The organism is Pseudobacter ginsenosidimutans (assembly GCF_007970185.1).
In the GTDB taxonomy this organism is placed as follows: Bacteria; Bacteroidota; Bacteroidia; order Chitinophagales; family Chitinophagaceae; genus Pseudobacter; species Pseudobacter ginsenosidimutans.
On sequence record NZ_CP042431.1, the window covers coordinates 4,612,809 to 4,625,923 of the forward strand.

The following is a 13,115-nucleotide window of genomic DNA, read 5'->3' on the forward strand; positions in this document are numbered from 1 at the left end:
CCTCTTTTACTTTATGCATCTGCGATGATTAAACGCTTAGTTGTTGAAGATATACCTCAGACCTAACTGTATGCCCCAGGTGCTGTTGGTGGTGTAAGCCGCCTGGTAAGCCTGCTTGGGCGCATTGGGATCGAAAGTGAATTTTGGATTGTTGGGATTGAAAGATTCATTGCCTGAATTGTTAGATTCTGCTGAACTTGTTTTAGGCGTTGGCTTGCCTACGATACCCGCATCCTGGAAGGTTCCGAATGTGTATTGGTAGCGATAGCCCCAGTTGCTGTTGAGCAGGTTCAGCAGGTTGAGTACATCCACGCTCACCTGGATGGTATGTTTCTTTGTACCGGTACGGAACACGAAATCCTGCATCACTCGAAGATCGAGCGTATGCTGCCAGGGCAGGAGCGCACCGTATTTCTCCATCATCTGGCCTTTATGTTTACGCAGGTACTTGTCGTTTTCGATGAAGGCGAAGAAGGCATCGCTCTGTTGCTTTGCTGTGAAAGTTCCCGCCCTTGTGATGAAGCCTTCCACAAACTGGATCTCGGATGGATCCCTTGGGATGTACAGCATATCATTGGTCTGGTCATCCCCATTGATATCAGCACCATACCTGAAAGTATATCTTTCCTGCGGCTGTGCAGAGTAGAATACCCCAAAGGTAGTGGCCATCGTTTTGTTCCTGTATTCAAGACGGTAAGAACCATGTGCTACGATCCTGTGCGGCACTGCAAAGTTGCTGGCGCCCAGCTCAGGTACGTTGGGGTTGATGGAGATATTGTTGGTTGTCCATCCGCTGCCAGACTGGTCTGAGCTGCCGATAGCTGCTTCCTGGGCCAGTGTGTAAGTGTAAGCCAGTCCGCCTTCCCAGTTCTGTGAAAAGGATTTTTGAACGGCGGCAGTCAATGCAAGGCTGTAGCCTTTGTTTGTATTGTCCAGAACGATCATCTGGTTCATGAAAGAGTTCAGCCTGTTCGTATAAATTGGACGCTTGTCGCCGGGCGTGTTCAGTTTTCCTTTTTCCGCACCGAGGTTGGCATTCCTGAAATAAACGTTGTTCACCATTTTGGTATAGAGCGCTTCTAACGTAAATGTGTAGTTGCCTTCGAATTTTTTATCTACTGCCAGGTTGGATCTCCATACCTGCGGCATTTTGAAATCTTTGGCAATAGCGCTATAATTGGAACCGCTGGGAATGGTTGTACCAACCTCAGGTGGGTTTGGTGGAATATGAGCGGTTCTGTCTGTGTTGTATTCGATATCCGCCAGCTGTGAGCTGTTGGCCTGGAAGGTAGCGCGCATGATGCCGTTATCACCTACCTGGTTCACCAGCCAGATGAATGGAATACGGCCTGTGAACAAACCGGTTCCGCCTCTTACTATTGTTTGTTTATCTCCATCCACATCATAGCTGAAACCTACGCGGGGAGATACCAGTACTTTCTTGCTGGGCCATTTGCTTACATCGAATTGTTCGTTGTTGCCATCGGGATCCTTGAACACCACTTTTTCCAGTGCGGGGTTGCGTGGAGGATCGTATGGATAGTTCGGTTGATCGAAGCGGACTCCATAAGTGAGTTTGAAATTCTTTGAAACGGTCCAGATATCCTGTACATAATAACCGATCTGTGCAAACTTCGCTTCAGGCACCCTGATGCCAAGACGGTTATTCGGATCATAGGCAACAGCAAATACAGTAGGAGCATTGCCATTGATGAACGCATCCACAGAAGCGTAACGGTAATAAGAAGGACCGCCTGCGCTGGTGAAGGAGTTGGCGAATTTCATGTATTCATAGCTCACACCTCCCGTAACAGTATGTTTTCCCAGGTTGAAAGTGATATTGTTGGCGATATTGAGCGCCTTATCGGAGATCTCATTCCTGTAAGAGAAAAGATCGGTTCCGAATGAAATGTATACATTGTTCTCGTTGCCTGCCTGCATGATATCAACAAAGGAGGCTGTTGAGTTGGGCACGCGCTTCAACTCATTATCTGTATAAGACACCAGCAACTGGTTGGAGATCCTGCTGCTGAAATTGGAGTTGAGCTCAGCCACACCAGACCATACTTTCACATTGTTCTTGAAATTGGAGCCATTGTATGCCATGCCACCCGTGGTACCGCCTCTGCGGCTGTTATTGATACGGGGCACATTGGAAATGCCTGTTACGCTGGATGCGTTGATCTGGTCGTCATCATCTGTGTTGGATTGTGTGTAACGCAGGGTGAGACGGTGTTTGCTGCTGATATTCCAGTCTAACCTCGCCAGGAATTTCTTGTTCTCTGTTTCAAAATCATATCCCTGGTAGATTCCTGGATCATATTGATAATTGTCCATCAGGTGTTTCCTGAGCCTGTCAAGATCGGATGCGAGAACGGCTGTTACGTTGGGGCCTTTATCGTCATCATTTTTCTTGGCCACAAATGTCTGGCCGGGCTGTGTTCTGTTTTCCATTTCGTAGTTCACGAAGAAGAACAGTTTGTCTTTGATGATGGGCCCGCCGATGCTTGCGCCGAATGTTTTGTTGGAACGTTTGGGATTGTCGATGGTTTGTTCAAGTACTTTCTTTCCTGTAAAATCCTGGTTCCTGTAGAATCCGTACACGGTGCCGTACCAGTTGTTGGTACCTCTCCTGGTAACGGCATTGATACCGCCTCCGATGAAGCCTGCCTGGCGAACGTCAAAGGGGGAGATGTTCACCTGCACCTGGTCGATGGCATCTACGGAGATGGCAGATACTGCGCCGCCGGGGATCATACCGTCGCCGCTTCTTCCGAAGTTGTTGTTGAACAGTGAGCCGTCGATGGTGATATTGTTGAACCTTTTGTTCATGCCTGCAAAGCCGTTATCATTCTGTTGCGGTGTGATACGCGTGAGATTGGTAAGGCTGCGTGTGAGGTTGGGAAGGTTCTGCACGGCCCGGTTGCTGATATTGGTGGAAGCGCCTGTTTTTTCAGTAGCGCCTCTTCGGGCAGCCGACACCGTTACTGCCTGCAGTTCTGCATTGGATGGCAGGAGCGTGGTTTGCAGATCGAATTTATCGCCAAGCGGAATATTGATATCATCCCTGCTGAAATCTGTATAGCCGATATAAGAGATCTTTATTGAGTAAGGGCCACCGGGAGGAATATTGTTGATGTCGAATACACCGCCGGTCCTGGTGGATACATTGAATGAGGCTCCGGTGGGAACGTGTTTCAGAGAAATGGTGGCGCCGGTGAGGGGTTCGCCTTTGTCGTTTTTCACAACGCCGGACATACTACTGGTAGTTACCTGGGCCAGGGTTTCAAAACCGGTAAATACCAATAAGAGGGTTAATAAATAAAGTGTAGTTCTTCTCATACTATAGAATGTTTAATAGTTGGCAGTAAAGAAACAACCGGTGCATTACCTCAGAGGTAAGCATGATATTATCTTATGATTAATTCAGGCTATATGAAATCTTGACTATGTACTGTTGCGGATAACGCTACCAACCAATCTGCTGAATGGCAAACCAGACTTTTTCGTTAGTCTTTGGGCTCGGGTTACGGAATGGATTGAGGGGTCTGAACGTAACAAAAGTAACAGGAAAAAATATCAAGTGTTAAAAAGCCATTAACATATTATTCACACTCCTGATCAGGCGGTTCATACTACCCAATTACCGTTTCAAAACATTATTATGGCCCCTGTTACTGCGCCTGAAAGCGTCGATTGGATAGACAGATCAGACCATAGCTCTGCTGCTCCTTAACCTTAACTTCATGGCACAGATTGCTGGAAATCATATCCGGACCGAACCTTCTTCTGAGTAGGGTGTTTTATTAGTAACTTTGCAAAAATTTGAGGTATGCTTGATTCCATAGAAAGTGCCATTGAAGATATAAAGAATGGTAAGCTTGTGATCGTGGTGGATGATGAGGACCGTGAGAATGAAGGCGATTTTATCACTGCTGCTCATAATATCACTCCCGAACTCATCAATTTCATGGCCACACATGGCCGTGGTCTGATCTGTGCCCCCCTGGATGAAGAACGTTGCAATGAACTGGAGCTGGACCTGATGGTGAACAACAATACGGCGCTGCACGAGACAGCTTTTACCGTGTCTGTGGACCTGCTGGGCGATGGCTGTACAACCGGTATCTCCGCACACGACAGGGCCAAGACCTTCCAGGCATTGGTGAATCCAAATACAAAACCTTCCGCGCTTGCGCGTCCCGGTCATATCTTCCCGCTTCGCTCCAAAAAAGGCGGCGTGCTCAGAAGGGCAGGACATACGGAAGCCACCACCGATCTTACCCGTCTCGCAGGATTTCCGCCTCCCTATGGCGGTGCGCTGGTGGAGATCATGAATGATGATGGCTCCATGGCCCGTCTCCCTGAATTGAAAGAGATCGCCAAAAAATTCAATCTCAAACTCATCTCCATAAAAGACCTGATCGAATACCGCCTCAAAACGGATTCCCTCATCGAGGAAGTGGTGCGTGTTGATATGCCTACCAAATATGGTCATTTCAAACTGGTGGCTTTCCGCGATAAAAGCACCAATGCAGAACACCTCGCCCTCATCAAGGGAACCTGGGAAAAGGATGAGCCCATTCTCGTAAGGGTTCACTCCAGCTGCTTCACCGGAGATATCCTTGGTTCTTTCCGCTGCGATTGCGGCGACCAGCTCCATGCTGCCATGGCCATGGTAGAGAAAGAAGGCAAGGGCGCCATCCTGTACATGAACCAGGAAGGAAGAGGCATCGGTCTCATGAATAAACTGAAAGCCTACAAGCTGCAGGAAAATGGAATGGATACTGTGGAAGCGAACCTGCATCTCGGTTTCCCGATGGATAAAAGGGATTACGGTATCGGTGCGCAGATGATGCGTTACCTGGGCATCACCAAACTCCGTCTCATGAGCAATAACCCAAAGAAACGCGCAGGGCTGCTCGGTTATGGATTGGAGATAGTGGAATCAGTTCCCATCGAGATCGAACCGAATGTGCACAATGAAAAATACCTGCAAACGAAAAGGGATAAATTAGGACATGAGATCCTGAAAGGATAATCAAGAATAAGATCAGTTGCCGGAATTATTGGTACCGGCGCTGTCCACTTTTTTAGGAGCCGGAGGCAGAGCAGCCTTCGGCTTTCTTTTTCTCTCTCCACGTAAGAGCTCCCCGATATTATCAAAGTCGCGGCGATAACTGATACTGGCGCCTGAACGGTTCTGCCTGGCGCCAACGCCGGTTCCGGTGAGGTAATTGTAGGAATCGCGGTAGAAGAAAGTGAGCACCAGTTTGCCATCGGGGCGGATCTTCCATTCTGCCGTGATATCGGGCAGGAACTGGAGGTTCTTGGTGGCCTGCACCTGTTCTGTGCTCAATCCGAAATCAAGCGCCGATCCGAAAGTGAAAGTGAGCCTTTCATTCAGGAAGCTCTTGCCGATATTGAGGTTGAGGTTACTGCGGTCGTAATTGATACGGTTGCGGTCTGTATTGTCTACCAGGTTATAGCCGCTATAGAGTTGTGCATTGAAGTTTACCTTGATGCTCTTGTCGTTGAAGATCTTCTGGAAGATATTGGAACTCCATTTACTGAGTGCGCCGGATACCATTCCGGAGATGCTGCCGATCACCACGCCTTCAAAGGCGATATTGCCCAGGCCGCTCTGGCTGCCGGTTTGAAGCGGACCAAAGCTGTTGAACACGATGAGGAAGGCTACCTGTTTGTTCAATTCGTTCTCGTCGTTCTGGATACGCTGCAGGATGGCGAGGGCATCGGGATCATTTTTAAGTGCGCTTCCCTGTGGCAGCTCGATGGCGAATTTGATGGTCGGGCGCATGAGCTTTTCCGTGAGACTGGCCACCACCACCACTTCGCCACGGTATTTACGTACGGCATTGTTCACTCCGCCGGAAGTACCGGCCTGGATGGAGAACTGATCCAGGCCGAGATCACTGAAGCGAACGTTCTCCGCATGATATTCTGCATCCACCTTGATATCTGCATCGTAGGGATCGCCTTTCCACTGGATATAGTTGCCCACGCCTTCGCGGAGGGTGAATGGTTTACGCAGGAAGCTCTGGAAACTGAAATTGTAATTACCCCTGTCGATCTCGTAGCGGCCGGTGATGGTGAAGTCACCGTCAGTACCAGCTTTGATCTTCAGGTTACCATGACCGTTAGCCTTGATGATATCGCCGGTGAGCTCATCAAGGATCACGTACATATTGGCGTAGTTATTGGCGCTGATATCCAGGTTCACAGTGAGGTTGCTCTCCTGGAATTGTTTCGGAGGCGTCATTTCGCGGCCATACACTTTCCATACGATGAAGTCTGCCTGTCCGCTTTCACGTGAAGGACCGGAACGGATATACAGTTTGGAACTGTCTGCCGGCTCGCCCCTGATATCCATTCTCATATCAGCGAGTGGTCCTTTGAGCGACATATTCGCTTTCGCGAATACGGTACCGAAGTAAGCATCCTTACCGGTTCCGTTGGTGGCCAGCACCAGGAGCTTATTGGTGTTCATCGCAAAATCGAATTCAAGATCATCGAAGCCTTTATGTTTGAGAATTCCTTTCGATACGGTACCTGTATTGCCGAATTCATCCCTGATGGGGAAGGCGCCAAAATCGATGAAACCATCCCTGAAATCGAAACTGGCCGCAGGGATCTTGTATAATACATTGGTATAGTTCACGCGCAGCTGCGCATCTTTGAGCGCCACCTGACCTGTATAGTTGAGCTCATCGGTGGGGCCAGATACGCGGAGATCGCCGGTAGCAAATCCATCCAGGTCGCTGAACACACCCGAGAGGTATTGCTGCAGCAGCTTGATGCGCATATTGCTGAACTCACCGTTGATATCGAGCGGCAGTCTTGTATTGGTGCTGTCTGAGATCGTATAAGCGCCGGTAAGGTTGAAATTGTAATTATCATTCTTGCTGATGGCGCCGAAGTTCACGATGCCGGACCGCATGCTGTAATTACCGGTGAGCGTTACTTTGCCGATGCTGTCGTCATCCAGCCTGAACTGTTCCGCTTCACCGCTGAGGTCCACCTGCATTTTTCGGAAGGGGTCCATGATATCGATATTGGCATTGAGCAAGCCTTCCAGCCTGTTCTTCTTCACAACATAGGGAGCAAAGTCGCCGATATTTATCTTCTTCAGCGATACCCTTATATCATTTGTATTGCCGATATCTGATGGATGCGTGGTTACCAGGATCTCCTGATCGCCGCTATAGATGCGGACGCCATCGGCAGATACGAGGTCTTCGCTGAATACCATTTCCCCGTCTTTTTCTATCAGCCAGTTCTTGCCGTTCACGTCGAAATTGGACTTGTCGAATGTAATGCGCACACCGCGCGGCATGGTCTGCACTTTGGCGGCGATGCTGGCGGTATTGATGGTTTGGCTGGCGCTTGTTTTTATCGATACACGGCTCAGGTCATTGGCAGAGCCGATCTTGATGGTGGTGCCGGGAAAATGCAGGCTGTCGTTGATGTACACATCTGCGATGGTGCTTTCCAGTGAGAGACTGTCGCGGTTCCCGATCCCTTTCAGGCTCACATTGTATACAGTAACATTCTTGTAATTGAACTGTGGTACTTCCGCATTCAGGTCCAGCATATTCTCCTTGCTGTTGATCCTTCCTGCCACAGTACTGAAGTTGAAACCTCCGAGGTTCTTGTCAACAAAGTCGAGGTAGTCCTCCACTTTCTTGGTAGTGATCACAAAGCTGAAGTTCTCGTTCTTCAGGGTGGTGGCGGGCTTGATATAGCTGGGGAAATATTTGTTGAGGAAAGAGCGGAATGCGGCAGGCAATTCCATGATGGAGAAATCACCCACCAGTGCTGCATCGAACTCGTTGCTGAGCACGGTGATCACTTTGTTGTTGCCCATCACTTTCGATTCAACATATAAAGAATCGAATGAGATACGGCGACTGTTCTTGAACACAGAAGCATCGTAGATGCGTGCTGTACCCAGGAAGTTATCGATATTATTACCGGTGAAATCGAAATCGAATTTGCCATAACCTTCGATGCTGTCCTTTGCCAGTTTCAGGTTCTTCAGGTTGATCTTGCTGATGTCTGCATCGAAATTGAATTCAGGCAGTTGCTTGCTGAAGTCCACCAGTCCATTGAGTTTGGCAATGAGATTGGAATCATTCACCATCAGCTCACCATTGAAGAGGCGTTTGGCTACCGTACCCTTCACTTCGATATTCCGGTAGTCGTAGCCGTTAGCTTCGAGCGACTGGATCTTTCCATCCAGTTTGGCGTTGAGGTTGCCGGTGCGGAGGCCTTGTCCGTTCACGCTTCCCTGGAAGGAGATCCTTCCGAGCTGCGGCACATCCAGGAACCTGCCGAGATCGAAGCCGTTCGTTTTGAGGTTACCGTTATAATTGGTATGGCCAACATCGGGGAATTTCATGTTCACGTCTGTGACCAGGGTTCCGAGATTGGTCTCGATGGTGCCATAGGTCACAAAGTCTTTCACAAATCCGGTGAAATTGCCACGGAAGCGGAGGTACTCCACATGGTCCAGCCTTGGCTGTGTAATATGCTGAAGTTGCGGAATGATGGCGATCGCATCCTTGTAGGTGGTTCGGAAATCAGTGGCTTCGAAATCGATGAAGGTCTTATCGATATCAGGCAATCCGCGCAGACTGATATTCCCGTTGAGATAAGCGTTCTGCCCGGATTCGATGGTTATCTTCTTTGCGGAGAGATTGTCTATCGATCCTCTTATCTTTCCATTGATCCTTACTTTCTTTTTCCATTCTTTCATTTCCGGGGCGAAGAAGGCGATATCATCGCTTTCGAGCCAGGCTTCGTCAAAATCGCCTTCCATGCGCACTTTGGTGATGAAGTCGCTCATATCATCGAAAGTATTGTAGCGCATGGCGAAGAAATGGTGGAGATGACTGCGGTTGGTGCGGAGATCCAGGTTATGGAATTCCATGGCCTCGGGATGCCATTTGAAGTTGGCATTGAGATTCTTTACTACCAGGCCGCTGCGCTCGATAGTGCTCAGTTTGATCTTTCCGATAATGGAATCCTGTTTGAATCGTACATCACGGAAATCGCCCTGGATATCACTGAACTGGATATGCGCACCATCGAAATAATCATAGGGCTGGCGGTTGTTTTGCACATCGGATTTGAAAGTACCGTCTTTCAATGTCAGATTGGCAATGCGGATATCCCAATTGCCGGCATTCCAGCGCAGATTATTGGGATCGTTCACATAGGTAGTGTCAACTGATTTGGGACGAAGGGAATCCGGCCTGTTGCCATCATAGTTGAGGATGGCGAAGAGCGGCTTGTCTATGACGATCGTGTTGATATAAAGTTGTTTATCGGCCAGGCTCACATGTTGGGCATCGATATCGAGCGAACCGATACGGAGGAGCTGGTCTTCTCCTCTCCATGCATCTTTTTGGTGCAGGGTCACATTGTCCAGGTCGATGGTCTTGAGATCGAGATTGATGGAGCCTTTGCCGGAGGAGGTCTCTTTGGGACCTGCGAAATGATCGATGATGAAGCGGTAGTTCCAGATGGAATCCGTTCTGTTGAGATGGATCACTGCATCGTGCAGGCCCAGGTATTTGAGCTCTATCTTGTCTTTGAAGAAGAACCAGTCGGTAATATTCACTTTCAGTGCTCCGGCATAGAGCAGGGTATCTTCCAGCCTGTCTTTGATGAGGGTGCCTTCCAGGCTCATCTTGTTGAAGAGGGCAAAGTCCACATGATTGATGGAAACGGTGGTCTGGAGATCCTTACTCAGTCGATGGGTTACCTGCTTAACCAGCCAGTTCTGGACCGGTGTGGTTTGCAGCGCAAGCCATACCAGCACGATCAGTGCGATCAGGACCAGCAAAATGGTCCGGCATATTTTCCAAAACTTTCTCAGGTTCTGAGTATTGGGTGCAAAATTAGGCGATCAGGGTTCATGAGCAAATTCGGTACCACTAATAATACAAATTCCCTGTTTACGGATGCCATCAAAAGGCAAAAAACATACATTGCAGTACCAGCCTAAACAACATTCGTATGAAAAACTGGATACCTTTTTTTATGGTGATGCTTTTTAACAGCGCTTTGGCTCAAAACGACAGTTCCCATATTCCGGTGAAACCGGTACTGGCGATCCATGGAGGCGCCGGCACTATTCTCAAAAAGAATATGACGCCGGAAAAGGAACGCGCTTACCTGGATGGATTGAAAGCCGCGCTGGATAAAGGTTATAGCATCCTGAAAAAAGGCGGCACTTCACTGGATGCTGTGGAAGCGGCCGTTCGTGAGATGGAAGACAATCCTCTGTTCAATGCAGGAAAAGGCGCTGTATTCACCAATGAAGGGAAGAATTAGATGGATGCAGCCATCATGAACGGGCAAAACCTGGCCGCCGGAGCAGTGGCGGGCCTTACCACCATTCGCAATCCCATCAGCGCCGCCCGCGCCTGCCCTGGGCGGCGATGGAGGTCTCATAGCCGTTGACAAAGCAGGCAATTTTACAATGCCTTTCAATACGGAAGGAATGTATCGCGGTTCGGTTGACCGTGATGGTAATGTTGTAATCAAGATCTATAAAGAATGATCAGATTGAGCCCACTGGCCACAGTCTTTAGAATTGCTTTGCAGGATCTTTAATCCCGGGAGCGTTGTTGTATGCCTCAGATTGTCCTTTTTCAATAGACAGACCCTTCCATTCGCCCTTCCTGATCTGTTTACCCAGGTATACTATCTGCCCCACATGACTGGGGTAATGCGCCATCTGCCTGATAATGGCATCGGTAACAGTCAGCGGTTCTTTACGTATATACACATCCGTGAGCAAGTCAGTTTCTTTCAGGCTTTGCAGGGTGTTGAACAGGCAATTCCACCCATCTTCCCACATTTTCAGCAATTGTTCTTTGGAATAGTGCTGGTCTTCAAATTCCTCATCGCGCTTGCGCCAGGATTTCTCTCCGTCCTCTGTGAGCAGGTTGGTCCAGCGGCTGAGCATATTGCCCGCCATATGTTGTATGATGATGGCAATATTGTTGCTGCCGGGATCGGGCCGGTAATGGAAATCGGCTTCCGACAACTGTTCAAATGTTTTATCTGCCAGTTGCTTTTGTGCCTTGAAGCGCCTGATGCTCGTCTGGATCAATTCATTTCCCAATGTCTTGCTCATGGTTCAACAATTTGATGCTAAGTTACAGCAAGCTGTATTGCACCGATGTTAAAAGGAGCTTAGAAACCGGCTGCATGATCATCTCCGCGATGATCGCCCACCGCTTCGATAGCGCCATCAGCCTGGATGCGGATCACTTCAGTCCTTCCGATCTGCCCGCGTTCGCGGATCTTGTAGCCCATCTTTTGTAATTCCTCACGCACTGCAACAGGGAAATTACGCTCCACGAAAATCTCGTCGGGCAACCACTGGTGATGGAACTTGGGCCTGTTGACGGCATCGCTTACGCTCATATCGAATTCCAGCAGGTTGATCAATGTCTGGAAAACAGAAGTGGTGATGGTGGTGCCGCCGGGTGTGCCGGCAATGATATAAGGTTTCTGATCTTTCAATACGATGGTGGGCGTCATGGAGCTCAGCATGCGTTTGCCGGGCAGGATGGCATTGGCGTCTGCACCAACAGCTCCGTACATATTCGGAACGCCGGGCTTCACACTGAAATCATCCATTTCGTTGTTGAGTAAGAATCCGGCGCGGCCCACTACGGTCTTGCTGCCATAACTTCCGTTGAGCGTGGTGGTTACAGCTACGGCATTGCCTTCCTTATCGTATACGCTGAGGTGTGTTGTCTCTTCGCTTTCAGGGATCTGTCCGGCCTGGATGGCAGTGCTGGTGCCGGCTTTGTTGGGATCGTAATCCTGCATGCGCTGCTTCGCATAGGCATCACTGGTGAGTGTTTGAATGGGCACTTTGTAGAAGTCTGCATCACCCAGGAATTTGGCGCGGTCTGCATAAGACCGGCGCTCGATCTCGGTCATGAGCTGAACGGAAGCGGCAGTCTGGAAGCCCATCGCTTTTACATTCCTGTCTTCGATCATCTTCATCATCTGAGGCAGCAGGATGCCTCCGCTGGATGGCAACGGCATGGTGAGAATAGTGTATCCTTTGTAAGGAAAGCTCACGATCTCCCTTTCTTTCGCTTCATAATCCTTAAGATCATCATAGCTGATGATGCCTTTACCGCGCTGCATCTCTTCCACGATCAGCTTTGCAGTCTCTCCTTCATAGAAACCTTTCTGTCCGTTATCGCGGATGCGCTTCAGTGTATTGGCGAGATCGGTCTGGATAAGTGTATCACCTTCTTTCCAGGGCTGGTCTTTCACAAATGCCGGTGAAATGGTATTCAGTTTGACGAAGGATTCTCTGGAATGATTCAGTCCGTTTGCTTCTCCTGCTGTGATCAGGAATCCTTTTTCGGCCAGATCGATCGCAGGTTGTATCAGGTCTTTGAAAGGCAGTTTGCCATATTTGGCGGAAGTGAAAAGTCCGGCTACAGTGCCGGGAACGCCGGCGGCCAGATGGCCATCCTGGCTGAGATTGGTATTGGCATTGCCATTGGCATCCAGGTACATGTCGCGGTGCGCAGCGCCGGGCGCTTTCTCCCTGTAATCGATAGCCAGTGTTTTTCCACTCGCGAGATAGCCTACCAGGAAACCGCCGCCTCCGATATTGCCGGCCCCGGGATACACTACTGCCAGCGCCAGTTGAGTGGCAATGGCTGCATCGATGGCATTGCCACCCTTACGCAGAATGGATAGGCCTGCTTCACTCGCCAGCGGGTGCGCACTCACTACAGCGCCATTCCGGCATTGAATGTTCTTTTGTACGGCATACTGATAAGCATTGATTCCTGTATTGCTCAGTTTGCGGTTGCCCGTACAGGCAGACAGCAATAATACGAGGGTCAGGAGGGATAGAAATGGAGCTCTCATGTTATGGTCTGGTTTGAATATATATAAACACTTATACATATTATTTTCCTCCCTAAAATTATTAAAAGAAAACATTCAAATGCGCAGGACCGACATGGTAATTTGATATTCTTTTATTACTTTCATTATACACAAGTAATTCCTGGTTAGACACCAAAGAACTACGAGCACATGAG

6 protein-coding genes and 1 pseudogene are annotated in these 13,115 nt (G+C 49.1%); 3 read left to right on the forward strand and 4 right to left on the reverse strand.

The genetic code is table 11. From position 1 onward, the window contains the following. Positions 1–36: 36 nt before the first annotated feature. Complete coding sequence (locus FSB84_RS18180; protein ID WP_130539336.1) at positions 37–3,342, reverse strand: TonB-dependent receptor; 3,306 nt, start codon at positions 3,340–3,342, stop codon at positions 37–39. 490 nt (positions 3,343–3,832) lie between these two features. Here FSB84_RS18180 and FSB84_RS18185 point away from each other — a divergent pair, with 490 nt between their 5' ends. After that, a complete protein-coding gene (locus FSB84_RS18185) occupies positions 3,833–5,041 on the forward strand; it encodes a bifunctional 3,4-dihydroxy-2-butanone-4-phosphate synthase/GTP cyclohydrolase II (protein WP_130539337.1) in 1,209 nt (402 codons plus the stop codon). Between the two features lie 12 nt (positions 5,042–5,053). Here the strand turns inward: FSB84_RS18185 and FSB84_RS18190 are convergent, their stop codons facing one another. Beyond that, positions 5,054–9,868, reverse strand: a complete 4,815-nt coding sequence (locus FSB84_RS18190) for a translocation/assembly module TamB domain-containing protein (protein WP_130539338.1) — start codon at positions 9,866–9,868, stop codon at positions 5,054–5,056. A gap of 203 nt (positions 9,869–10,071) precedes the next feature. Between FSB84_RS18190 and FSB84_RS18195 the strand changes: the two are divergent. Further along, positions 10,072–10,488: pseudogene (locus tag FSB84_RS18195) on the forward strand (isoaspartyl peptidase/L-asparaginase). Then, the gene (locus FSB84_RS31710; protein WP_225980107.1) at positions 10,457–10,588 is read left to right on the forward strand and encodes an isoaspartyl peptidase/L-asparaginase; all 132 of its coding nucleotides are present in this window, start codon (positions 10,457–10,459) and stop codon (positions 10,586–10,588) included. Before FSB84_RS18195 ends, FSB84_RS31710 begins: the two are co-directional and overlap by 32 nt. Positions 10,589–10,615: 27 nt before the next feature. Here FSB84_RS31710 and FSB84_RS18205 read toward each other — a convergent pair whose 3' ends face one another. Together FSB84_RS18205 and ggt are read right to left on the reverse strand one after the other, a co-directional pair. Further along, entirely contained in the window at positions 10,616–11,167 is a 552-nt protein-coding gene (locus tag FSB84_RS18205; protein WP_130539339.1) for a DUF1572 family protein, read from the reverse strand. A 59-nt stretch (positions 11,168–11,226) separates the two neighbouring features. Then, positions 11,227–12,939 (reverse strand): gamma-glutamyltransferase, encoded by a 1,713-nt coding sequence (ggt, locus tag FSB84_RS18210; protein WP_130539340.1) that lies wholly within the window; start codon positions 12,937–12,939, stop codon positions 11,227–11,229. Positions 12,940–13,115 lie beyond the last annotated feature (176 nt).

What these genes read in the sequence shown, in the direction of transcription:
- FSB84_RS18185 (WP_130539337.1), top strand. Translation starts at nt 3,833, where the DNA reads ATGCTTGATTCCATAGAAAGTGCCATTGAAGATATAAAGAATGGTAAG.
- FSB84_RS18205 (WP_130539339.1), bottom strand. Translation starts at nt 11,167, where the DNA reads ATGAGCAAGACATTGGGAAATGAATTGATCCAGACGAGCATCAGGCGC.
- FSB84_RS18180 (WP_130539336.1), bottom strand. Translation starts at nt 3,342, where the DNA reads ATGAGAAGAACTACACTTTATTTATTAACCCTCTTATTGGTATTTACC.
- ggt (WP_130539340.1), bottom strand. Translation starts at nt 12,939, where the DNA reads ATGAGAGCTCCATTTCTATCCCTCCTGACCCTCGTATTATTGCTGTCT.